Origin of the sequence: Amycolatopsis sp. NPDC021455 (assembly GCF_040640995.1) — a bacterium.
In the GTDB taxonomy this organism is placed as follows: Bacteria; Actinomycetota; Actinomycetes; order Mycobacteriales; family Pseudonocardiaceae; genus Amycolatopsis.
In genome coordinates, this window is record NZ_JBFACT010000043.1 from 33,642 (window position 1) to 55,769 (window position 22,128).

The 22,128-nt window shown below is 72.7% G+C and carries 26 protein-coding genes; 13 read left to right on the top strand and 13 right to left on the bottom strand.

Annotation, left to right across the window (positions count from 1 at the left end):
• Window positions 1-588: an XRE family transcriptional regulator gene (locus tag AB0G28_RS33775; protein ID WP_361098534.1), complete on the top strand. Its 588-nt coding sequence runs from the start codon at window positions 1-3 to the stop codon at window positions 586-588.
• Here the strand turns inward: AB0G28_RS33775 and AB0G28_RS33780 are convergent.
• Window positions 585-1,178 (bottom strand): hypothetical protein, encoded by a 594-nt coding sequence (locus AB0G28_RS33780; protein WP_361098537.1) that lies wholly within the window; start codon window positions 1,176-1,178, stop codon window positions 585-587. The genes AB0G28_RS33775 and AB0G28_RS33780 overlap by 4 nt on opposite strands.
• 31 nt (window positions 1,179-1,209) lie before the next feature.
• Window positions 1,210-1,698, bottom strand: a complete 489-nt coding sequence (locus AB0G28_RS33785; protein WP_361098540.1) for an N-acetyltransferase family protein — start codon at window positions 1,696-1,698, stop codon at window positions 1,210-1,212.
• Between the two features lie 18 nt (window positions 1,699-1,716).
• On the opposite strand from AB0G28_RS33785, the gene AB0G28_RS33790 reads away from it, so the two are divergent.
• The 6 genes from AB0G28_RS33790 to dmpG all read left to right on the top strand — a co-directional run bounded on the left by AB0G28_RS33790 (window position 1,717) and on the right by dmpG (window position 8,639).
• A complete protein-coding gene (locus AB0G28_RS33790; RefSeq protein ID WP_361098543.1) occupies window positions 1,717-2,307 on the top strand; it encodes a cupin domain-containing protein in 591 nt (196 codons plus the stop codon).
• A gap of 199 nt (window positions 2,308-2,506) precedes the next feature.
• Window positions 2,507-3,694 carry an elongation factor Tu gene (tuf, locus tag AB0G28_RS33795; protein ID WP_361098546.1) on the top strand — a complete coding sequence of 396 codons (1,188 nt, stop codon included), beginning with the start codon at window positions 2,507-2,509 and terminating at the stop codon, window positions 3,692-3,694.
• Window positions 3,695-3,903: 209 nt separating this feature from the next.
• Complete coding sequence (locus AB0G28_RS33800; protein WP_361098676.1) at window positions 3,904-5,397, top strand: glycoside hydrolase family 28 protein; 1,494 nt, start codon at window positions 3,904-3,906, stop codon at window positions 5,395-5,397.
• Window positions 5,398-5,537: 140 nt separating this feature from the next.
• On the top strand, window positions 5,538-6,680 hold the full coding sequence (locus AB0G28_RS33805; protein ID WP_361098549.1) for an MFS transporter: 1,143 nt from the start codon (window positions 5,538-5,540) through the stop codon (window positions 6,678-6,680).
• Window positions 6,681-6,717: 37 nt separating this feature from the next.
• Complete coding sequence (locus AB0G28_RS33810) at window positions 6,718-7,617, top strand: acetaldehyde dehydrogenase (acetylating) (protein ID WP_361098552.1); 900 nt, start codon at window positions 6,718-6,720, stop codon at window positions 7,615-7,617.
• A complete protein-coding gene (gene dmpG / locus AB0G28_RS33815; RefSeq protein WP_361098555.1) occupies window positions 7,614-8,639 on the top strand; it encodes a 4-hydroxy-2-oxovalerate aldolase in 1,026 nt (341 codons plus the stop codon). The genes AB0G28_RS33810 and dmpG overlap by 4 nt, the downstream gene beginning before the upstream one ends.
• Here dmpG and pip read toward each other — a convergent pair.
• Entirely contained in the window at window positions 8,602-9,585 is a 984-nt protein-coding gene (gene pip / locus AB0G28_RS33820; RefSeq protein ID WP_361098558.1) for a prolyl aminopeptidase, read from the bottom strand. The two genes, dmpG and pip, sit on opposite strands and share 38 nt — an antisense overlap.
• A 48-nt stretch (window positions 9,586-9,633) precedes the next feature.
• A complete protein-coding gene (locus tag AB0G28_RS33825) occupies window positions 9,634-11,148 on the bottom strand; it encodes an FAD-dependent monooxygenase (protein WP_361098561.1) in 1,515 nt (504 codons plus the stop codon).
• A gap of 63 nt (window positions 11,149-11,211) precedes the next feature.
• On the opposite strand from AB0G28_RS33825, the gene AB0G28_RS33830 reads away from it, so the two are divergent.
• Window positions 11,212-11,844 (top strand): TetR/AcrR family transcriptional regulator, encoded by a 633-nt coding sequence (locus AB0G28_RS33830; protein ID WP_361098564.1) that lies wholly within the window; start codon window positions 11,212-11,214, stop codon window positions 11,842-11,844.
• A gap of 424 nt (window positions 11,845-12,268) precedes the next feature.
• Here AB0G28_RS33830 and AB0G28_RS33835 read toward each other — a convergent pair whose 3' ends face one another.
• Complete coding sequence (locus AB0G28_RS33835) at window positions 12,269-13,156, bottom strand: LysR family transcriptional regulator ArgP (RefSeq protein ID WP_361098567.1); 888 nt, start codon at window positions 13,154-13,156, stop codon at window positions 12,269-12,271.
• A gap of 67 nt (window positions 13,157-13,223) precedes the next feature.
• Between AB0G28_RS33835 and AB0G28_RS33840 the strand changes: the two genes are divergently transcribed.
• Window positions 13,224-13,826: a LysE family transporter gene (locus tag AB0G28_RS33840; protein ID WP_361098570.1), complete on the top strand. Its 603-nt coding sequence runs from the start codon at window positions 13,224-13,226 to the stop codon at window positions 13,824-13,826.
• 14 nt (window positions 13,827-13,840) lie between these two features.
• On the opposite strand, the gene AB0G28_RS33845 is transcribed toward AB0G28_RS33840, so the two are convergent.
• Genes AB0G28_RS33845 through AB0G28_RS33875 form a run of 7 tightly spaced genes read right to left on the bottom strand, consistent with a single transcriptional unit; the run spans window position 13,841 to window position 17,796 of the window.
• Window positions 13,841-14,320 carry a methylated-DNA--[protein]-cysteine S-methyltransferase gene (locus AB0G28_RS33845; protein ID WP_361098573.1) on the bottom strand — a complete coding sequence of 160 codons (480 nt, stop codon included), beginning with the start codon at window positions 14,318-14,320 and terminating at the stop codon, window positions 13,841-13,843.
• Entirely contained in the window at window positions 14,320-14,709 is a 390-nt protein-coding gene (locus AB0G28_RS33850) for a hypothetical protein (protein WP_361098576.1), read from the bottom strand. The genes AB0G28_RS33845 and AB0G28_RS33850 overlap by 1 nt, the downstream gene beginning before the upstream one ends.
• Window positions 14,706-15,419: a 2OG-Fe(II) oxygenase gene (locus AB0G28_RS33855; RefSeq protein WP_361098579.1), complete on the bottom strand. Its 714-nt coding sequence runs from the start codon at window positions 15,417-15,419 to the stop codon at window positions 14,706-14,708. Before AB0G28_RS33855 ends, AB0G28_RS33850 begins: the two co-directional genes overlap by 4 nt.
• Complete coding sequence (locus AB0G28_RS33860) at window positions 15,416-16,009, bottom strand: methylated-DNA--[protein]-cysteine S-methyltransferase (protein WP_361098582.1); 594 nt, start codon at window positions 16,007-16,009, stop codon at window positions 15,416-15,418. The genes AB0G28_RS33855 and AB0G28_RS33860 overlap by 4 nt, the downstream gene beginning before the upstream one ends.
• On the bottom strand, window positions 16,006-16,482 hold the full coding sequence (locus AB0G28_RS33865) for a sigma-70 family RNA polymerase sigma factor (RefSeq protein ID WP_361098585.1): 477 nt from the start codon (window positions 16,480-16,482) through the stop codon (window positions 16,006-16,008). Before AB0G28_RS33865 ends, AB0G28_RS33860 begins: the two co-directional genes overlap by 4 nt.
• A gap of 35 nt (window positions 16,483-16,517) precedes the next feature.
• A complete protein-coding gene (locus AB0G28_RS33870; RefSeq protein WP_361098679.1) occupies window positions 16,518-17,282 on the bottom strand; it encodes a putative protein N(5)-glutamine methyltransferase in 765 nt (254 codons plus the stop codon).
• A gap of 13 nt (window positions 17,283-17,295) precedes the next feature.
• Window positions 17,296-17,796, bottom strand: a complete 501-nt coding sequence (locus tag AB0G28_RS33875) for a L,D-transpeptidase (protein ID WP_361098588.1) — start codon at window positions 17,794-17,796, stop codon at window positions 17,296-17,298.
• Between the two features lie 134 nt (window positions 17,797-17,930).
• Between AB0G28_RS33875 and AB0G28_RS33880 the strand changes: the two genes are divergently transcribed.
• From AB0G28_RS33880 to AB0G28_RS33895, 4 genes are all read left to right on the top strand, one after another.
• Entirely contained in the window at window positions 17,931-18,485 is a 555-nt protein-coding gene (locus AB0G28_RS33880) for a copper resistance CopC family protein (RefSeq protein WP_361098591.1), read from the top strand.
• A gap of 149 nt (window positions 18,486-18,634) precedes the next feature.
• Complete coding sequence (locus AB0G28_RS33885; protein WP_361098594.1) at window positions 18,635-19,843, top strand: cytochrome P450; 1,209 nt, start codon at window positions 18,635-18,637, stop codon at window positions 19,841-19,843.
• A gap of 31 nt (window positions 19,844-19,874) precedes the next feature.
• Window positions 19,875-20,264 carry a hypothetical protein gene (locus tag AB0G28_RS33890; RefSeq protein ID WP_361098597.1) on the top strand — a complete coding sequence of 130 codons (390 nt, stop codon included), beginning with the start codon at window positions 19,875-19,877 and terminating at the stop codon, window positions 20,262-20,264.
• Window positions 20,265-20,267: 3 nt separating this feature from the next.
• On the top strand, window positions 20,268-20,924 hold the full coding sequence (locus AB0G28_RS33895; RefSeq protein ID WP_361098600.1) for a response regulator transcription factor: 657 nt from the start codon (window positions 20,268-20,270) through the stop codon (window positions 20,922-20,924).
• Window positions 20,925-20,984: 60 nt separating this feature from the next.
• Here AB0G28_RS33895 and AB0G28_RS33900 read toward each other — a convergent pair whose 3' ends face one another.
• Window positions 20,985-22,121 (bottom strand): S8 family serine peptidase, encoded by a 1,137-nt coding sequence (locus AB0G28_RS33900; RefSeq protein ID WP_361098603.1) that lies wholly within the window; start codon window positions 22,119-22,121, stop codon window positions 20,985-20,987.
• Window positions 22,122-22,128 lie beyond the last annotated feature (7 nt).

A 22,128-nucleotide genomic window follows, 5' to 3' on the forward strand; every position in this document is an offset into this window, starting at 1 on the left:
ATGACGGACGCGATCACCCAGGCCCTGGCCGAGGTCGGCCCCCGGCTCAAGCGGGTCCGCACGCAGCGGCGGGTCACGCTGGCCGACCTGTCGGCGGCGACGGGCATTTCGAAGAGCACGCTGTCGCGGCTGGAGTCCGGCCAGCGGAAGCCGAGCCTGGAGCTGCTGCTGCCGATCGCCCAGGCTCACCAGGTGCCGCTGGACGAGCTGGTCGGCGCCCCGGAGGTCGGCGACCCCCGGGTCCGCCTGACCGCCCGCCGCATCCCCCGTCACAACGGCGCGGCGATGACGGTGCTGCCGCTGACCCGCCAGCCGGGCGCGCCCCAGGCGTTCAAGATGATCCTCGAACCGGAGACGGGCGAGCCCGACCCGAAGGTCCACGAGGGGTACGAGTGGCTGTACGTCCTGTCGGGCCGGCTGCGCCTGATCCTGGCCGACCGCGACCTGACACTGGGCCCGGGCGAGGCGGCGGAGTTCGACACGCGCCTCCCGCACTGGTTCGGCGCGGTCGACGGCCGGCCGGCGGAGATCCTCAGCCTGTTCGGCAAACAGGGGGAGCGGCTGCACCTGCGGGCGAAGTCCCGTTAGGGCAGCGCGTTCTCCGCGGCGTGGTCGTCGCCCGCGCGGTCGAACGTCAGGTGCAGCTGCACCGTGGCCACCGCACCCACCAGCCAGCCGAGGCCGAACCCCGTGATCACGTACCACGTAGGTGACCGGGCGATCCACAGGAAAACTCCGGCGGTCAAGGCGCCGAGGAGCGCAAGTGCGGCGACCCCCGCGAAAGCGAGCCGGGTCGGGTGCATCGCGTTCCAGCCGGTCGGCGTGAACCACCGCCTGCGGGCGGTCTCCGGTCCGAGTGCGCGGTCCCGCCAGCTTTCCCATTGCAGATGCCCGGAAAGCCGGGAACTCAGGGATTCGCGGACGTAGCGCCGGATCAGCTTGAGGTGGAAGTCGTGCAGGATGCAGCGATTGCCGAGCATGTACGACACGAGCGGAACCACGAGCAGCAAGGCGACGTTCGTGGCGGCCGCGATCGCCAAACTGGTGATGGCGCCTGCGGAGGCGATCTGCAGGGCGAAAACGTTCCATTGGATGGTCGCCCGCCGTTCGGCCTCGCTCCGGAGCGCCGCGTACTCGGCGAGCAGGATCTCGGTGGAGTGGTCCGGGTGGTCGTCCACCGGCCCATCATCCCGCACCCGCGCCCGGCCGTCAGCCCAGTTCGCGCTGCATCAGCAGGGTGTCGAGCCAGCGGTCGTGCTTGAAGCCCACGCGCCGCAGCACTCCGGCGTCGGTGAAGCCCGCCGCTCGGTGCAGGTTGCGGGACGCCGGGCTGCCCGAGTCGACGATGACCGCGATCGCCTGCCGCGCTCCGGCGGCTCCGCAGCGCTTCACCAGCTCGTCCAGCAGGCGCCTCCCGTGGCCGCGGCCGATTGCGGCGGGGGCCAGGTAGATCGTCGTCTCCACCGAGTACCGGTACGCCGGCTTCGGCCGCCAGGGTGCGGCCAGCGCGTAGCCGAGGACCTCGCCTTCTTCGGCGAGGACGAGGAACGGCCACGCGCTCTCGCGGATCTTCGCGCGCCACTGCTCCGCCGTCGGCGGCGTGGTCTCGAAGGTGACGACGGAGTCGGTGACGTACGGCGCGAAGACCGCCGCGACGCCTTCGGCGTCGGCCTCCGTTGCTTCCGCTATAGTGGACATAATCGGTATTATAGAGGAATGATCGATCCGGTGTTGCTCGGCCGCCACCTGCACGACCTGCGTGCGGGGCGTGGGCTCGCGTTGAGCGCCCTCGCCGGGGACGCCGGCGTCAGCGTCAGCATGCTGTCGGCCATCGAGCGCGGCGAGAAGACGCCGACGGTCGTGGTGCTGTCCCGGATCGCCGACGGCCTCGGGCTGCCGGTCTCCCGGCTGCTGGCCGACCTCGAGACCGACCGCGTCATCGTCCGCCGCGCCGCCGATCAGGACCACGTCGCCGAACCCGGCGGCTGGCACCGCACGGTGCTGACGCCGGTCGTGCCCGGCGTCAACTTCGAATGGATCCGCACGACTTTGCCACCCGGCTGCGACGCGGGTGATTTTCCCGCCTACGCACCGGGTTCCCACGAGTTCGTCGCCGTCGAGTCGGGCGAGCTGTGCCTGGGTGTCGGCGGCGCCGAGTACGTCCTGACGGCGGGCGATTCGGTCTACTTTCCCGCCGACGCCACGCATTCCTACGCGAACCGCACGGGAAACCCGTGTGTGTACCACGTCGCGGCGCTGATCATGCGGCCGCGGGAAAACCGGATGACACCGCCCCGGAAGGCGTGACACCCTTCCGGTCATGTTCCCCGTGTCCGACAGCGCGACGCTCGCAGGCCTGTCCCTGCCGAGCGCCGTTTCGGCACGGCTGACCGGCGCTCGAAGCTGACCCTTCCCCGATTTCCCCCGCCCTGGGCGCGAAACCGCCGGGGGAGGGTCGACGCGCTCCGCCGGTTTCGCGCATTCTTCTTCCAGCGCAGGGAAAACCATGACCAAGCAACACTACGTGCGGACCAAGCCGCACCTGAACATCGGCACGATGGGCCACGTCGACCACGGCAAGACCACCCTCACCGCGGCCATCACCAAGGTCCTGGCCGAGCAGGGTGGGACCAACCGCTACGTCGCCTTCGACCGCATCGACCGCGCGCCGGAGGAGATCGAGCGCGGCATCACCATCAACATCGCGCACGTCGAGTACGAGACGCCGACCCGGCACTACGCGCACGTCGACATGCCGGGCCACGCCGACTACGTCAAGAACATGATCACCGGCGCGGCCCAGCTGGACGGCGCCGTGCTCGTGGTTTCGGCGCAGGACGGCGCCATGCCGCAGACCCGCGAGCACGTTGTCCTCGCACGCCGGATCGGCGTCGAGCACCTCGTCGTCGCGCTCAACAAGGCCGACCTCGCCGACGACGAGGACCTGCTCGACCTGGTCGAGCTCGAGGTCCGCGAGCTGCTGACGCGCTACGGGTTCGACGGCGACGCCGTGCCCGTGGTCCGCGTCTCCGGCCTGCGCGCCCTCGAGGGCGACCCGCTGTGGACGCGGCGGATCCTCGACCTCCTGGAAGCCGTCGACGAGCACGTGCCGATCCCGCCGCGGCGGCTCGACCTGCCGTTCCTGATGCCGATCGAGAACGTCCTCACCATCACCGGCCGCGGCACCGTCGTGACCGGCGCGGTGGAGCAGGGCACCCTCGCCGTCGGCGACGCGGTCGAGGTGATCGGGCTCGGCCCGGCGGTGACCAGCGTGGCCACCGGGCTCGAGACGTTCGGCAAGCCGATGGACCGCGCCGAGGCGGGTGACAACGCCGCGGTGCTGCTGCGCGGGGTGAAGCGCGGCGAGGTCCGCCGCGGCCAGGTCGTCTGCCTGCCGGGCAGCGTCCGGCCGCACACGCGGTTCCGCGCGGACGTCCACGTGCTGTCGGCCGCCGAGGGCGGCAGGCGGACGCCGTTCGCGGCGAACTACCGGCCGCAGTTCCACTTCCGCACCAGCGACGTCGTCGGGGTGGTCGCCCTCGCCGAAGGCGTCACGGTCGTCCGGCCGGGCGACGAAGCGGAGCTGACGGTCGAGCTGGGCCAGCCGGTCGCGATGAGCCCCGGCCTCGGGTTCGCGATGCGCGAGGGCCGGCTGACGGTCGCCGCGGGCACCGTCCGGGAAGTGCTGGACTGAAGTTCGGGCTCGTCCCCGCCTACGGGCGGGGACGAGCTTGACTCATCCGATCATTTGCTCTTAGCTGAAGACGCATCCCGATCCGCCGTCGGAAGCACCTTGACGTGCTTTCGCCAGGGCGAAATAAGGGAGTTGTCGTGGGAAGACCGTTGAGCCGCCGCCGTGCCGTCGCCTGGGGAGCCGCAGGCGCTGCGGGTGCGGCACTGCCATTGGTCGGATCTCCGGCCGCCGCGGCTGAGGAATTCGCGGGCCAGCCGGGCCGCTTCTTCGACGTCACGAAGTTCGGCGCGAAAGGCGACGGGCGCACCATCGACACGGCCGCGATCAACCGCGCGATCGACGCGGCCGCCGCACGCGGCGGGACCGTGTACTTCCCGGCCGGGACGTACGCGAGCTATTCGATCCACCTCAAGAGCAACATCGCGCTGTACCTCGCGGCGAACGCGACGATCCTCGGCGCCGCCCCGGCCGGCGGCCAGGGCTACGACCCCGCCGAACCGGGCGCGGGCAACCCGTACCAGGACTTCGGGCACAGCCACTGGCACAACAGCCTGATCTGGGGCGAGAACCTGGAGAACGTCACCATCGAGGGGCCGGGCAAGATCGACGGCAAGGGCCTGGTGGCCGGCGGGAGCGCGGAATCCGCGCCGCTCAACGGGAACAAGGCGATCGCGCTCAAGCTGTGCCGCAACGTCGCGATCCGCGACATCACGATCGTCAACGGCGGTCACTTCGGCATCCTCCCCACCGGCGTCGACAACTTCCGCATCGACGGCGTCGTGATCGACACCAACCGCGACGGCATCAACGTCGACTGCTGCAAGAACGTCCGGATCGCCAACACGACGGTGAACTCGCCCAACGACGACGCCATCGTGCTCAAGAGCACGTACGCGCTGAACCAGGTGCGCGACACCGAAAACGTCACCATCGACAACTGTTTCGTCAGCGGCTACGACCTCGGCACGCTCGTGGACGGCACCTTCAAGACGGCGGCGTCGTACGGCCGCACCGGCCGCGTCAAGTTCGGCACCGAGTCCAACGGCGGCTTCCGCAACATCGCGATTTCGAACGTGGTCTTCGAGCATTGCCGCGGCCTGGCACTGGAAACGGTCGACGGCGGCTGGCTGGAGGACGTCACGATCGGCAACCTGACGATGCGCAACGTCCAGATGCCGCTGTTCCTCCGGCTGGGCGCGCGGATGCGCGGGCCGGCGGGGATCCCGGTCGGCTTCCTGCGCCGGGTGAGCATCAGCGGCGTCACGACGATCGACGCGGATCCGCGTTACCCGTCGTGCTTCGCCGGGATCCCGGGGCACCCCATCGAAGACGTGAAGGTGAGCAACATCCGCCACCACCTGGCGGGCGGCCTCACCCCGGGCGACGCCGTGCAGAACCCGCCGGAGCTGGAAACCGCGTACCCGGAGCCGTCGATGTTCGGCACGCTCCCGGCGTACGGCTTCTTCGTGCGCCACGCCAGGGGAATCAGCTGGGACAACGTGGACGTGCGGTTCGGCAAGCCGGACACGCGCCCGGCGTTCGTCCTGCGGGACGTGGCCGACGCGGACGTCCACCACTGCCGGGCCGACAAGGTCGCGGGGACACCGACGTTCGTGCTCGACGGCGTGGACGACTTCCGCGTCAGCGACGGCCGCCCGGTGGACCAGGCCCGGGTGGAGCACGCGGACCACCAGGAGCTGTAGGGAGTTCCGGCCGGGCCCCGGCGCCGCCGCGGGACCCGGCCGGACCGGTCCTGGCGGGAATCCGACGTCACCCGCCGTGGCGATCAAGCTGTCGCGAACCTGCCAGCCGGCGTGCTCCGCCGCCGGTTCACTGGGGCCTCATGAACGCCCCTTCGCCCCGGTGGCCCGCCGTTTTCGCGGTGAACGCCGGGATCTTCGCCATCGTCACCACCGAGATCCTGCCGATCGGCCTCCTGATGCCGATCGCGGCCGGGTTCGGCGTCTCGGCCGGGACCGCCGGCTGGACCATGACCGTGCCCGGGTTCGTCGCCGCCGTCGCCGCGCCGGCGGTCACGGTCGCGACCGGGCGGGCCGACCGGCGGCTGATGCTGGCCGTCCTCATGGTCCTGCTCGCGGCCGCCGGGTTCCTCGCCGCGGCCGCGCCGGCGTTCTGGGTACTGCTGACCGCCCGGTTCCTCGTCGGGCTCGTCATCGGCGGCTTCTGGTCGATCGGCGCGGGCCTGGCGCCCCGGCTCGTCGGCCCGGCGGCCGCCGGGCGGGCGACCGCGGTGATCTTCTCCGCCGTCCCGCTCGGCTCGGTGTTGGGCGTTCCGCTCGGCACCCTGCTCGGGCAGTTCGCGGGCTGGCGGAGTGCCTTCCTCCTGCTCGGCGTCCTGAGCCTCGCCACCGCCGCCGCCCTGCTCGTCTGCACCCCGCCGCTGCCGCCGGCGGCGGTCACCCGGCTGAGTGTCCTGAGCGGACTGCTGCGTCGTCCCGGAGTCCGCAGTGGACTGATCGTGACGTTCCTCGTCGTGCTGGCCCACTTCGGCACCTACACCTACGTCACCCCGCTGCTGCGGGACGTCGTCCGGCCGGACGTGCTCAGCGCCTACCTGCTGGCCTACGGTGCCGCCGGGATCGCGGGCACCTTCCTGGCGGGGCGGAACCGGTCCGCCTTCGCCGTGGCGGCGGCGCTGATCGCGGGGGCGGTCTTCGTCCTGCCGCACACCGGCCCGGTCGGCGCCCTCGTGACGCTCGTGGTGTGGGGCGCCGCCTACGGCGCGGTGCCGGTCTGCTCCCAGGCGTGGTACGCCCGCGCGGCGCCGGACGCGCCCGAGGCGGCGACCGTCCTGTTCACGGCGTCCTTCCAGGCGACGCTCTCCGCCGGGGCGCTGGCCGGCGGGTTCGTGGTGGACGCGGTGTCGGTGCCGGCCGTCATGACCTGCGGGGGAGTGGCCGCCGCCGTCGCCGCGCTGGCCGTCCGGGGCACGGGCCGCGTGCGTTCCGGTGAACGGAACGCCTGACTGTCGCCGGCCGCGGCGGCGGTGCGACGGTCGGGACATGGCTCCCGTGATGGCGGCGATCGTCGGCCCCGGCAACATCGGCACCGATTTGCTGGCGAAGCTGCGACGCAGTGAAGTACTCGAAGTCGGTTACGTGGTCGGGGTGGTCGAGTCCGACGGGCTCGAACGCGCCCGCGCCCAGGGCATCCCAGCCTCCGCGGAAGGCGTCGACTGGCTGTTGCGCCAGGACCCGCTGCCGGAGCTGGTGTTCGAGGCGACGTCGGCGAAGGCGCACGCCGCGAACGCGCCGCGGTACGAGGAAGCGGGCATCCAGGCGATCGACCTGACACCCGCGCACCTCGGCCCGATGGTGTGCCCGCCGGTGAACCTCGGCGCGCACCTCGAAGCCCCGAACGTCTCGATGATCACCTGCGGCGGGCAGGCCACGATCCCGATGGTGCACGCCGTTTCCCGGGTGGTCCCGGTGCCGTACGCGGAGATCGTCGCCTCGGTGGCTTCCCGCAGCGCCGGGCTGGGGACGCGGGCGAACATCGACGAGTTCACGCGCACGACGTCGCAGGCGGTGGCCGAGATCGGCGGAGCGGGCCGCGGCAAGGCGATCATCATCCTCAACCCGGTCGAGCCGCCGATGATCATGCGGGACACGGTGTTCTGCGCGATCCCCCTCGACGCCGACCGCGAGGCGATCACCGCGTCGATCCACGAGATGGTCGACGAGGTGCGCAAGTACGTCCCCGGTTACACGCTGCGCGCGGATCCGCAGTTCGACGACGCGCGCGAGGACTGGGACGGCAACGCCCGGGTCGGGATCTTCCTCGAGGTCCGCGGCAACGGCGACTACCTGCCCGAGTACGCAGGCAACCTCGACATCATGACCGCCGCGGCCGCCCGCGTGGGCGAGCTGATGGCCCGCGCGAAGCAGGAGGTGTCCGCATGACCCGGCCGGAACTGCGGCACGACGTCCGCATCATCGACACGACGCTGCGCGACGGCAGTCACGCGATGGCGCACCGCTTCACCGAGCAGCAGGTGCGCGACACGGTACGCGCTCTCGACCGGGCCGGTGTCGAGGTGATCGAGGTGACCCACGGCGACGGCCTCGGCGGCTCGTCGTTCACCTACGGCTTTTCCGCCGTCGACGAACTGAAGCTGATCGCGGCGGCGCGCGAAGAGGCGAAGCAGGCGAAGATCGCGGTGCTGCTCGTGCCGGGCATCGGGACGGCCGAGGACCTCCAGCGCGCCTTCGACGCGGGGGCCGAGATGGTGCGCGTGGCGACGCATTGCACCGAGGCCGACGTGTCGCCGCAGCACTTCGGGCTGGCGCGGGAGCTCGGGATGGAGACCGCCGGGTTCCTCATGATGGCGCACCGGACGCCGCCGGAGGACCTGGCGAAGCAGGCCCGGATCATGGTGGACGCGGGCTGCCAGGCGGCGTACGTGACGGACTCGGCCGGCGCCCTGCTGATGCACGAGGCCCGCGCCCGCTTCGAAGCCCTGGTCGCCGAGGTCGGCGACACGGCGTGGGTCGGCTACCACGGGCACCAGAACCTCTCGCTCGGCGTGGCGAACTCCGTGCTGGCGTACGAAGCCGGCGTCCGCTACATCGACGGTTCGCTGTGCGCGCTCGGCGCGGGCGCGGGCAACTCGCCGACGGAGGTCCTCGCGGCGGTGTTCGACCGCCTCGAGATCGACACGGGCCTCGACGTCGCCGGCCTGCTCGACGCGGCCGAAGAGGTGGTCCGCCCGTACCTGCACCGGTGGCCGAAGATGGACCGCAACGCGATCGTCCAGGGCTGGGCCGGGGTCTACTCGAGCTTCCTGCTGCACGCCGAGCGGGCGGCGGAGCGCTACGGCGTCCCGGCGCAGGCGATCCTGCGCCGCTGCGGCGAGCTCGCCCTGGTCGGCGGCCAGGAGGACATGATCATCGACGTCGCCGTGCAGCTGGCGGCCGAGAAGTAGGCGCGGGCTGACGGGCGAACCGGTCCAGGGCAGCGAGCTTCCACGCGCGTTTGACGTCGCTTGCGTGGTGCCCGGACCGGTCGTCGACGAGCAGTTCGGCGCCCGGCCACGCTTCGGCCAGCTCCCACGCGGTCGTCACCGGGCAGCTGAGGTCGAGCCGGCCGTGGATCAGGACACCGGGGATGCCGGCCAGGCGGCCGGCGTCGCGGATCACCGCGCCCTCCTCGAGCCAGCCGGCGTGCGCGTAGTAGTGCGTGGTGAGCCGGACGAACGCCAGCAGCGCGTCGTCCGGCGGTCCACTGTGGAGTCCGGCGGGTGCGCCCGGTTCGAGCGAGAGAACCGTTTCCTCCCAGTTCATCCACGCGACGGCGGCGCTGTTTCGCCGGTCCGGGTCGGCCATCAGCCGGGCGTAGGCGCCGACCACGTCGTCTTCCCCGGCGCCGTCGCGGAAGCGCTGCCACGCTTCGGGGAAGAAGCGGCCGGCACCGCGGTACAGCCAGTCGACCTCGGACCGGCGTGTCGTGCTGATCGCGCTGACCACGATCTCCGTCACGCGGTGCGGGAAGCGCTCGGCGTACACGAGCGCGAGCGTCGTGCCCCACGAGCCGCCCGTCACCAGCCAGCGGTCGATGCCGAGGTGCTCCCGCAGCCGTTCGAGGTCGGCGACGAGGTGGCCGGTGGTGTTGTGCCGCAATGAGGTCGCGGGATCGGCCGCGTGCGGACGGCTCCGGCCGCAGCCGCGCTGGTCCAGCAGCACGACGCGGTAGCGGGCCGGGTCGAACATCCGTCGCATGCCCGGCGTGCAGCCCTGGCCGGGCCCGCCGTGCAGCACCACCGCCGGCTTGCCGTCCGGGTTGCCGCAGGTCTCCCAGTACACGTGGTGTCCGTCACCGACGTCGAGCAGGCCGTGGTCATAGGGCTCGATCGGCGGGTGGAGTTCGATCACCGGCCCATTCTGCCGGGGGTGCCGGGCATGCCCGGCACCCCCGGTGCGTCAGGCGGGTTCGCCGAACCACCGCCGTAGCGCCGCTTCGAGGCCGGCCGTCGAGCCGTCGTCGCTCGCCCAGGCGATGTGCCCGTCCGGGCGGATCAGGACGCCCGTCAAGGCCGGTTCGCTGTCGCACTTCGCGGTCAGCACCCGGACCCGGCCGGCCCAGCCGCTCGCCGTCTCGCGGACGGCGGCGTCCTCGGCGAGGTCCAGCACCAGCGCCTTGCCGTCCTGGAGGTGCTCGCCGAGGCGGGTGCCGTCGGCGAACGCGAAGTCCGGGGCCGCGCGGCCGGTGAGGTCGTGCTCGCCGTCGATCGGGTACCGGTGCAGGACGCCCGAGAGCTTCTTGGCCAGGTACGTCGCGCCGTCGCCGGTGAGCAGCAGGTCCGTGACCACCTGGCGCAGCGCCTTGGTCCGCACGTCGCTGCGCATCAGCGCGACCTGCGCCCGGGTCCACTCGAGGACCCACTCGCCGATCGGGTGCCGCTCGGTCGTGTAGGTGTCGAGCAGGCCGTCGGGCGCCCAGCCGTGGACGGTCGCGGCGAGCTTCCAGCCCAGGTTGACGGCGTCGCCGATGCCGAGGTTGAGACCCTGCCCGCCGAAGGGTGAGTGGACGTGCGCCGCGTCGCCGGCCAGGAGCACGCGGCCCTGGCGGTAGGTGCTCGCCTGGCGCGCGTTGTCCGTGAAGCGCGTCGCGCTGTGGACCTTCGTCACCCTGATGTCCGCCCCGGAGACCCGCCGGAAGCTGTCTTCGAGTTCCTGTGCGGTGATCGGCGCGTCGCGGTCAGCGGGCGGCCCGTCGAACTCGACGGTGAGCATCCGGCCGGGCGTCGGCCCGTGGACGTAAAGGCCGCCCGTGCCGTGCTGCCACCCGGCGGGCAGCGCGTCGGCACCGGTGAGCTCGGCCATCGCCTGCCGGCCGGTGATGGCGGGATCGGTGCCGGGGAACTCGAATCCCGCCAGCTTGCGGACCCGGCTCCGCCCGCCGTCGGCGCCGACGAGCCAACCGGCGTGCACGGGCTCGCCCTCGGAGAGGTGGACGGTCACGCCGTCGTCGCCGGCGTCGAACCCGGTGAGCTCGACGCCCCGCCGGACCTCGACGCCCAGCTCGGCGGCGCGTCCGGCCAGGATCGCCTCGACGTCCTGTTGCTGGATCACGACCACCCGGGCGGCGGGCCCGACGTCGCGGAAGGCGGGATCGTCGAAGTCGACCCCGCCCGAGGTGACCATGATCCCGGCGAAGTGCCCCACCGGAACGGCTTTCGGCCCGCCCCCGCCGCGGGATTCGAGGAACTTCTGGATCTGCGCGAAGTTCCGCTGCACGACCGCGTCCATCGCGGGCAGCAGACCTCGCCGGTAGAAGGCTTCGGCCGTGGTCAGGTTGACCGACCCGGCCTTGATCGTCTGGTCCGGCTCGGGCAGCCGTTCGACGACGAGCACGTCCACGCCCGCCAGCCGCAGTTCACAGGCCAGCATCAAGCCGACCGGTCCGCCCCCGGAGATCACCACATCCGTGTTCATGGCTCCGAGGATGCCGCAAAACTTTTACTGAGTCAAACTTTTGGTTCGGTCTATACTCGGCCCATGGCGGACCCTGGACTGCGCGAGCGCAAGAAGCAGGCGACCCGGCTGCTGATCTCGAACGTGGCCACGGCCCTGTTCGTCCAGCGCGGCTTCGACGAGGTGACGGTCGCCGAGGTCGCCGAAGCGGCAGGCGTCTCGAAGATGACGGTGTTCAACTACTTCCCCCGCAAGGAGGACCTGTTCCTCGACCGGCACGCGGACCGGCTGGCGGAGCTGGTCTCGGTGGTCCGTTCCCGGCCGGCGGGCACGTCGCCGTGCACGGCTCTGCGCCGCCACCAGCACGGACTGCTGGCCTCCGGCCACCCGCTGTCGGGCGCGATCGCGGGCGGTCCCGGGTTCTGGTCGGTGCTGACCTCGAGCCCCGCGCTGCTAGCGCGGTGGTACGAGCAGGAACGCGAGATCGCGGAGGCGCTGGCGGAGGTGCTCACCGAGGAGACGGGCGAAGCGTTCCGCTCCCGCATGGTGGCGGGCCTGCTGACGACGGCGATCACCACGGTGTTCGCCCACGCGATGAGCCGGGTCCTCGCGGGGGACGACGCCGCGGTGGTCCGGCGCGAGCAGGCCGCGGTGGTCGACCAGGCCTTCGACCTGGTGGAACACGGAGTGGACGGCTTCGGGGGCACACGGAGCTGAACCGACCGGCCTCGATGCACCGGCGGACGACGGTGCCGCGGCGGGCTCCGGTGGTGCGGCGAGGCCCCGGGTGGCGCGGCGGCGGGCCGGTGGTGCGGTGATGGGCGCTGGTGGTGGGGTGGCGGCCGCCGGTGGTGCGGTGATAGGTCCCGGTGGAGGGCTGGCGGGCGCTGATGGCGGGCCCGGTGCCGGGTGGTGGGCCCCGGTGCCGCGGTGAGGGCCCTGGCGGCGGGGTGGGGCCTGGCGGCAGTGGGGCCTTGCCGACGCCGTGGGGCTCCTGGTGGCGGGCCCTGGTGCCCGCAGCGGGGTCCTGGCATGGTGGCGGCCCTGCCGGCGGGGCCGCCGGCCCCGGTGTCGTGACCGTTGGCGACCTGCGGCCGGCACGGTTGTCAGTCCGGTGGCCGGGACTTTCCCGGGGCGCCGGTCAGCGGAGCGACTCCTTGGCGCCCCGGGCCACCGCCTCGGCCACGGCCGCGAGGGCCGGGGAGTCGAGCTTCCACTGCTGCCAGTGCAGGGGTACGTCGAGCGGCCGGTCCGGGGCCAGCTCCACCAGGGCGTCGCCGCGGGAAACGGCTTGGAGTTCCGGGACCATGCCCCAGCCGAAGCCGGCCGCGACGGCGTCTACAAAGGACTCCGAGGCCGGGATGTGGTGGCGGACCATGGTGAACGTGCGGCGGCGGGTGAGGCCGCGCAGGAAGCGGTCCTGGACGTCGTCCTTGCGGTCGAAGACGATCACCGGTGCCGAGGGGAGCTGCTGGGCGAGCGGGCCGGACGACAGCCACCGGGCGGCGAACGCCGGGCTGGCCATCGCGCGGTAGCGCATCCGGCCCAGGCGGTGGGACGTGCAGCCCTGCACCGGGTGCGGGGCCGCCGTGACCGCCGCCATCACCAAGCCTTCGCGCAGCAGCGCCGCCGTGTGGTCCTGGTCCTCTCGCTGCAGGTCGAAGCAGAGGCCGAGGTCTTCGGGGACCGCCGCCAGCGCCGGGAGGAACCAGGTGGCCAGCGAGTCGGCGTTCACCGCGATCGAGACCGTCCGGGTGGCCGGGGAGCCGAGGCCGAGTTCGGTCAGCGCGTCCTGCTCCAGCTGGGCCAGTGAACGCGCGAAGCGGGCGATGACCTTGCCCGACTCGGTCAACGTGACCGGTTTCGTGCGCAGCAGCAGGACGCGGCCGGTGCGCTGCTCCAGCGCTTTCACCCGCTGGCTGACCGCGGACGGCGTCACGTGCAGCACCGCGGCAGCGGCGTCGAAGCTTTGCTCGTCCACGACGGCGAGCAGCGTCTTGACCTGGTCGAGTGGCAGATCCGACATCACGAACGCTAATCTTACGTAAGAATCTTTAGCTGGAGTAACGTCACCGCGGCGACCTAGCGTGAACGTCGTGCTCGCTCTCCTCCTCGCCGGTTTCGGCACCGGCCTGTCGCTCATCGTCGCGATCGGCTCCCAGAACGCCTTCCTCCTGCAGCAAGGCCTGCGTGGGGCCGCGGTGGCCCCGCTGGTCGTCATCTGCGCGGTGTCCGACCTCGTCCTGATCGGGCTCGGCGTCAGCGGGATCGGGGCCGTCCTGAAGCAGTGGCCGACCGCGATCGGGGTCATCGCCGTCGGCGGCGGGCTGTTCCTGCTCGGCTACGGCGCACTCGCCGCGCGACGAGCGTTCCGGCCGTCGGTCATGACGATCGGCGAGGAACGCACGCCGCTGCGCAAGGCCGTCCTCGCGTGCGTGGCGTTCACCTGGCTCAACCCGCACGTCTACCTCGACACGGTCCTGCTGCTGGGCTCGGTGGCGGTCGCCCACGGCGACGGCCGCTGGCTGTTCGGCGTCGGCGCCGGAATCGCCAGCGCCGTCTGGTTCAGCGCGCTCGGGTTCGGGGCGCGGAGGCTCGCCGGGGTCTTCGCGAAGCCGGTGGCCTGGCGTGTCCTCGACGTCCTGATCGCCGTGACCATGACCGGCCTCGGCATGACGATGCTGCTCGGCCGCGTCTGATCACCTGTGTCCGATCACCACAGGCCCTCGCCCTCCGGCCGTTCCAGGTCCAGCAGGAACGCCTTGCGTTTCAGCCCGCCCGCGTACCCGGTGAGCTTGCCGCCCTTGCCGACCACGCGGTGGCACGCCACCAGGATGCTCAGCGGGTTGCGCCCGACCGCCGCGCCGACCTCGTGCGGCAGCCCGCCGACCGCCCGGGCGAGGTCGCCGTACGTCGCTGTCGAGCCGTAGGGGATCTTCGCGATCTCGGCCCAGACGGCGCGCTGGAACTCGTCGCCCTCGGCCCGCATCGGCACGTCGAACTCCGTGCGCTGTCCGGCGAAGTACTCCTTCAGCTGACGAACGGCTTCCGGGAACGCCGAATCCTCACGCGTGCCGAACGCGGTCCGGTCGGGCCGCGTCCAGTGGCCCGGGAAGTACAACCCGGTCACGACACCGCCGGAGCCGACGAGGGTGAGCGAGCCGATCGGGGAATCGATCTCGGTGTGGTCCATCATGCCTCCCAAGTAGTGCCGTCGGCCCGGGCGCCGCGCACGCCGGTGAGCCGGAAATCCGACAGTGAATCCAACAGCGCCGCGGTGAGGATCGTCCGATGTGGACTCCACGACGTCGACATCCGCAGCCGGCGCGCCATGCCGGCCCAGCCGGCCGGTGTCGCGCTGACCACCCAGATGTCCGGCTCCGGCGTCGCGAACCGCCTGGCCTGGCGCAGCCAGGACGCCGCCGTCTCCGGCCAGGCCACCGTCGCCAGCACCAAGCCGCCCCACGCCGCTGCGATCCGCGCGCCGTTCTCCCGCGAGGCCGGGTCCGCCGCCGTGCCGATGACGATGTGGCGGGCCTTGCCGATCAGCCCCACGATCGCCTCGAGCTCGAGGGTGGTCATGTCGCGTCGTGGAACACGAGGCCGAGCGTGTGCCGGCGGCCCGAGCGGACCGCCGAGACGCCGTGGCGCACCGGGGCCGCCGACCAGCCGCGGGCCGAGCGGACCGGCCTGTCGCGGGTCGTGAACACCAGGCCGTGGCCCTGCGGGATGAGGGTCGCCGTGCCGCGCGACTGGGCCCGCGGCCGCTGCTCCACCAACAGGAACTCGCCGCCGGTGTGGTCGGTGCCCGGGTCGTTGAGGTTGATCACGACCTGCAGCGGGAACACCTTGTCGCCGTAGAGGTCCCGGTGCAGCGCGTTCCAGCCGCCCGGCTCGTAGCGCAGCAGGATCGGCGTGGGCCGCCGCTGCCCGGCGTCGTGGCAGACCGCCAGCCACTCGTCCAAAGTGGACGGCCACTCCGCCTCGCGGCCGAGCCGGGCGTACCAGTCCCGCGCGATCGGCAGCAGCCGGAGGTAGAGCGCCTCGCGCAGCCGCTGGACGGGCTCGGGAAACGGCGCGGCGAAGTAGCGGTAGTCGCCGTGGTCCCCGAACCGGTGCTGACGCAGGTTCACCGTCGCCCGGAAGTGCGATGGCTCGTCCCACAGCGCGATCAGCCGGGCGCACTCGGCGGGCGTGAGCAGCCGCGGCAGGAGCGCGCAGCCGTAGTCGTCGACCTCCGCCGCCACCGCGTCCCAGTCGGCCTTGGCGACGCGCTTTTCGAACACGTTCACGCCGCCTCCATCGTCAGCAGGGTCCGCTTGGCTTCCTCGCCGCCCGCGTACTGGCCGTACGACCCGTCGGACCGCACGACCCGGTGGCACGGCACCACCACCGGCAACGGGTTGAGCGCGCACGCCGTGCCGACCGCCCGGACCGCCTTCGGGCTGCCCGCGGCCGCCGCGACCTGCGCGTAGCTCTCGGTGTGCCCGTAGGCGATCTCCGGCAGGTGCTCCAGTACGGACAGGCGGAACCCGCGGGCCAGCCGGAAGTCCAGCGGGACGTCGAAGGCGCGCCGCCCGCCGGTGAAGTACTCGTCGAGCTGCCGGACGACCGGGTCGAGCCGGGCGGGTGCCCGCAGGATCCGCGGGCTGATCGCCGTCGCCAGAGCCGCCAGTACGGCCTCGTGGTCCTGGCGGTCGAAGGCCACCTTGACCAGGCCTCGCTCGGTCGCGGCCAGCAGGAGCGACCCGACCGGGGTGTCGACGGTGCGGTAGGCGACGTCCAGCAGCCCTTCCCGGGAAGCGGCTTCGGTGAGCCGCTCGTGCAGGCGGTCCGGGAGGACTTCGTAGGACACCGGAAGCGACGCGATGATGTCGATCATGAGTGCGCTCCTTCCAAGGGGTAGGTGGCCCGCAGGGCTTTGATGCCGTCGGCGGCCGCCCGGCGGGCGGCGTCGGTGCTGCCCCCGGTGATCTCCGCGATCTCGCGGTAGGGCAGCCCGGCCAGGTAGTGGTAGGCGACGGCGGCCCGTTGCTTGTCCGGCAGCCTCGCCAGCGCCTCCCACAGGTCGCCGTCGCGGGTGTCGGCGTGGCCGGGCCGGTCGGGGATCTCACCGACCGGGACCGGGCCGCGTGCCTGGGCGCGGGTGACGTCGACGGCCTTGCGGTGCGCGATCGTGACGAGCCACGCCTGGACGTTCGCGTCGGCGGGCAGCCCGGGGTACGCCTTCAGGGCCGCCAGGAAGGTCTCCGACCAGGCGTCTTCGGCGTCGGCCGGGCCGAGCACGGCCCGGCACACCCGCAGGACCATCGGCCCGTGCTCGGCCACGATCTGCTCGAACGGTTTCACGATCACACCCTGTAGACGTCCGGGAGCGCCGGAACGTGAGATCAGATTTCCGCGGTGCCGGTCACGACGGTTGCGCCCCGCTCCTCGGACTCGTGCACCCCGGCCGTCAACCCGGCCGCGGCGAAGACCCGCTGCAGCACCGGCGCCTGCCGTTCACTCGATTCGATCAGCACGGTCCCGCCCGGCGCCAGCCAGCGCGGCGCGCCCGCGGCGACCCGGCGGGCGAGGTCGAGGCCGTCCGCGCCGCCGTCGAGTGCCACCAGGGGCTCGTGCAGCCGGGCCTCCGGCGGCATGGTCGCCACCGCCTCCGACGGGACATACGGCACGTTGGCCAGCAGGACGTCGACGCGGCCACGCAGGGCAGCCGGCAGAGCGTCGTAGAGATCGCCCTGGTGGACGTGAGCGCCCGGGAGGTTCACGCGAGCGCACTCGACGGCGACGGGTTCGACGTCGGTCGCGTGCAGCTCACGCGGCCGCACCGCCGCGGCGAACGCGGCACCGAGCGCGCCCGAGCCGCAGCAGAGGTCGAGAACCACCGGATCGGGTGGCGCGAGCGAGACGGCGACGTCGACCAGGAACTCCGTGCGGTGCCGGGGAACGAACACCCCGGGCCGCACGACGACGCGGAGGCCGTGGAACTCCGCCCAGCCGAGCAGGTGCTCCAGCGGGAGCCCGGCGACCCGGCGTGCCACCAGCGAGTCGAGCTCGGCGGGGGTCGAGGCGGCCGCGACGAGCAGGTCCGCCTCGTCCTCGGCGAACACGCAGCCCGCGGCGCGCAGCCGGGAGACGACGGCAGGTGTGTCCAGCAAGGGACCGAGCCTACAAGACCTGGACCGCGTCCCCGACGTTCAGCCCGTCGAAGAACGCCACCGAGTCGGCGCCGGTGAGGTGGACGCAGCCGTGCGAAGGCGCGTCCAGCGGCCCGGCGTGGAACGCGATACCGCCGGCCGCGAAGAACACCGAATTGGGCATGTCGGTGCCGTAGACGCTGCTGCGGTGCTCGCGGTCCTTCCACGCGACGTGGAACGACCCGGCCGGCGTCGCTTCCTCCGGCGTCCCGAACCCGGCCGGGACCGGGCCGTGCACGACCCGGCCGTCCCGCAGCAGCCAGGCCAGCCGCTGCGCCAGGCTCACGCAGGCACCGGTGGTGACGGCGCACGGCGGCGCGGGCGGCGGTGTGGTCGTGGGCGGCGCGGGGCGGCTCGTGGTGGTCAACGGGACCGGTTCCGCCATCGGGCTCGGCGTCGTCGTGTGCGGTGCCGCGCAGGCCGCCGTGACCAGCACCGAGCCGAGCAGGGTCGCCACCCCGGTTCCGCGCATCCCGCTCCCTCCTCGCCGGGGATCCTCCCCGAGAGCAGTACGGTCGAGCGGCCCCGGAGGTTGCGCCGGACAGGTACCCCGGCCGGCCGGGGCCGAACCGGAGGCGGGCCGGTGGGATAGGGCAGGATGTCCGAATGATCCTTCGTCGTGCGTCCGGAGCCGTGCTGGTCGCTCTCGCCGGGCTCGTCGTGTTCGCCGGGCCCGCCTCGGCCCACACCGAGCTCGTGTCGAGTTCGCCCGCTGAAGGCGCTTCGCTCGCGACGGCTCCGGCGCAGATCCAGCTGACCTTCGGCGAGCCGGTCACGCTGCCGCCGGACCCGCTCCGGGTCGTCGGCCGTGACGGCGCCCGGTGGCAGATCGGCACGCCGTCGGTGGCGGGCGGGGTCGTGACGGTGCCCGTGACCCCGGTGGGCGGCGCCCAGGCCTACTCGGCGACCTGGAAGGTCATCGCCAAGGACGGCGACAACGTCACCGGCATCCTGCACTTCACCCTCACCGCCCCGGCGACGGCGACGACGACGGCGGCCGGACCGACGGCGACGACATCGGCGACGCCCGCCGTGGCCGACCCCGCCGCCGTCGACACCACCACCGGCATCCCCGGCTGGGTGTGGGTCCTGGTCGCCGTCGCCGCCGTGCTCGCGGCGGGTGTCGTGCTGGTGCGCGTGCTGAAAGGCCCGAAGCGCTGATCCGTCCACTATGGACAGCCGGGCGACATTAGCCCGAAAGGGCAGCGTTTCCCCTGATCACGGCCACCCTCGGTACCGTGGACCGCAGGGGGACCGGGGGAATGGGCCGTCCGCGCCGACCGGCCGCGCCCCCGGGAGGAGAAATCCCGATGACCGCCACCACGGACACCCCGCGCCTGCCGTTCGACCGGCCGAACGTCCTCGAGATCGCGCCCCAGTTCGAGGTGCTGCGCCGCCAGGGGCCGGTGGTCGCGGTGACCACCCCCGCGGGCGACCCGGCCTGGCTGGTCACCGGGTTCGAGCAGGTCCGCGCCGTGTTCACCGACCCGAGGTTCGGCCGCTCGCACCCGGCCCCCGAGGAGGCGTCGGCGCTTTCCGAGGCGGCCATCCTCAGCCGCCCGCAGGGCGACCACGAGACCGAGCACACCCAGCACGCGCGGATGCGGCGGCTGCTCGTGCCCGCGTTCTCCGCCAACCGGATCCGCCGGCTCGCCGGTCACATTCAGGAGCTCGCCGATGGCTGCTTCGCCGCGATGGAGCGCGCCCGGCACCAGGACGAGCCGGTCGACCTGCACGAACACCTGTCGTTCCCGCTGCCCGTGCTGGTGATCTGCGAGCTGCTCGGCGTCCCGTACGAAGACCGTGACACCTTCCGCGTGCTGTCGGAGCGGATGGGCCGGATGGACATCGGCGACGGCGCGGACGCGGCGCTCGACGAGTTCGCCGCGTACATGGGCAAGCTCGCGGCGGCCAAACGGCGCGAGCCCGCCCAGGACGTCGTCTCCGACCTGGTCCGCGCCCAGGCCGACGACCCGGGCTTCGGTGACGACGACGTCGCCCGGCTCGCCGCCGGCCTGCTGTTCGCCGGCCACGAGACGACGTCCAACCGGATCGACCTCGGCGTGCTGTACCTGCTCACCGACCTCGCCCGGCGCGACGCGCTGGCCGCCGACCCCGAAGGCCGCGTGCACGGCGTGGTCGAGGAGATCCTGCGGCTGTCCGCGCCGAGCGGCCTCGGCGTGCTGCGCTACGCCCACGACGACGTCGAGCTCGGCGGCGTCACCATCGCCCGTGGTGACGCGGTGGTGCTGGCGCTCGGCGCCGCGAACCGGGATCCGGCCGTGTTCCCGGACTCGGCGACGTTCGACCCGGACCGCAAGCCGAACTCGCACATCAGCTTCGCCTACGGCGGCTGGTTCTGCATCGGCGCGAGCCTGGCCCGCACGGAACTGCGGATCGTGTTCGGTTCGCTGCTCCGCCGGTTTCCCGGGCTGCGCCTGGCCGTGCCGGTCGATGAACTCCGCGTCCGGACCAACCGTGTCACCGGGGGAGTGGACCGCGTGCCGGTCCTCTGGTAGACCATCGGCGTCCGCTAGTGGAGGAAAAGACGTGACCCTCTGGGAAAAGCTCGGGATGGACGACAAGCTCATCAAGGTGCTGAAGGAGATCCCGCCGGGACCCGACGCCGCCGAGTTCGGTCCCGCCTACGTCACGATCCACCAGTTGGCCGTCGAGCTGGACCAGCGGTTCCCCGAGGTGCGCACCCAGCTGGACGTGCCGCTGGGCGGCGGCGCGACCCGGCACGCGGGGCTCGTCGAGCTGCTCGGCAAGGAGCTGGTGGACAAGATCAAGCGCTACGGCGACGTCTACCCGATCGAGGCCGCGCAGCTGTCGTCGGTGCGGTTCCGTGAGCTGCGCCTTCGCGGTCCTGGTGGGCGGGACCTGGTCGGCGCGTCGAAGAAGGACCTGCCGCTGATCCGCCTGCGGCCGAAGGACTGAGTGGTGCTCGCCCCGCCGGTCCGGGTCCTCGTGGCCGACCGCGACCCGGCGGTGCGGGCCCGCGTGGGCACGATCCTCGGCGAGGCGGACGGCATCGAGGTGGTCGGTTCGGCCCCCGACGCGACGGCGGCGCTGGTCACCCTCCGGCGGCGGCTGCCGGACGTGCTCCTGCTGGACCTGCGGCTCGGGGTGCCGGTGCGGGAGCCGGTTTCCCGGCGGTCCGCGGTGGTCGTGCTGGCGGCCTTCGACTCGGACGCGGGGATCCTGCGCGCGCTGCGGGACGGCGCGGCCGGGTTCCTGCTGCGCTCGGCCCGCCGGAACGACCTGGTCAAGGTGGTCCGCCTGGCCGCGGACGGCCATCTGGTGCTGTCCTCCGGCGCGACCCGCCGGCTGGCGTCGGCGGCGACCCGCCTGTCCGGCCCGCGCGACGAGCGGCTGGCCCGGGTGGACCGGCTGTCGGCCCGGGAGACCGACGTCCTGGTCGGGATCGGGGCGGCGCTGACGAACGCCGAAATCGCGTCGCGGCTCGAGCTGCCGGAGCCGGTGGTGCGCGACTGCGTGGCGAGGCTGTTGCGCAAGCTCGAGTGCGCCCACCGCACTGCCGCGGGATTGCTGGCGTACGAGCGCGGGTTGTGCCGGCCGGGCGTCGAACTGTCTTGAACGACTCGTTCCTGTCGCCGGACGACAGGAACGAGTCGTTCAAGACGTGCGCGGCCGCCGTCAGAAGCCGGCGAGGCCGTCCGGCACGCCGACGCCCGTCGGGGCGTCATAACCCGGACCCGCGACGCACAGGTAGTCGAAGCCGCACTTCTGGCCCGTGCCCGTCCGGTCGTTGCTGCCCGTGGTGATGTCCACGAACTGCGAAGACCGCGCGTACAGGTCGGCCGGCTGCGTCGTTCCCGCGTGCCCGGACCGGCCGATCAGGCCCGCGACGAACGGCGCCGAGGCGCTGGTGCCGTTCACCGGGCGCCAGCCGCCCGCGTCCGAGTAGTGGATGGCGATGTCCTCGGCCGCCGCCGCGACGTCCGCCACCGTGCGCTTGCCGCAGTGGGTGTCCTTCTGCCACTTCGGTTTCGCGATGTAGGCCGAGCAGCCGCTGCCACTGCCCCACCACGTCGACTCCGCCCAGCCCCGCGGCGAGTCCGGGTCGCGGAACAGCGAGGTCCCGCCGACGGCGACCGTCGAGGCCAGCACCGCCGGGTAGCTCGCCGCCGTGAAACCGGCGTCGCCCGAGGACGCCACCACCGTCACGCCCGGGTGCTGGTAGTGGCTCGCGAAGCTCAGCGGCGTGCCGCCTTCCCGTGCGCCGTAGCTGTTCGACACCACCTTCGCGCCCAGCCGGACCGCGGTGTCCTCCGTCTCCGCCAGGTCGGCGAAGCCGGGGGAGTTGCCTTCCACGACCACGATCCGGCACGACGGGCACGCCGCCGACACCATCGAAACGTCCAATGTGGATTCCATGGCCCAGCCGAAGTCGGCGGGCGGCAGGGGAGCCGCCGCGCCCTGCTGGTTCACCTTGCGGAAGCAGCCGTCCGCCGAGGTGCACGGCGGCAACCCGTACTGCGCCCGGTAGGCGGCCAGGTCGGCCTCCAGGTTCGGGGCGTCGTAGGCGATCGAGATGCCGACGACGGTGTCCGGCCCCGCCGCGCCGGGCAGCCGGTAGGCCGACGCCAGGTCGTCGGCACCCCAGCCGGCCGGGCCGTCGGCCAGGGCGCGTGCCGCGCCCGGCGTGTACGTCGTGAGGCAGCGCAGCAGGCCCGGCCCCAGGTCCGGGCACGCCGCGCGGGACACCGGTGCGGCGGCCGCGGCCGGCGTGGCCACGCCGGCCGCCACGACCACGGCGGCCAGCACTCCCATCCACTTT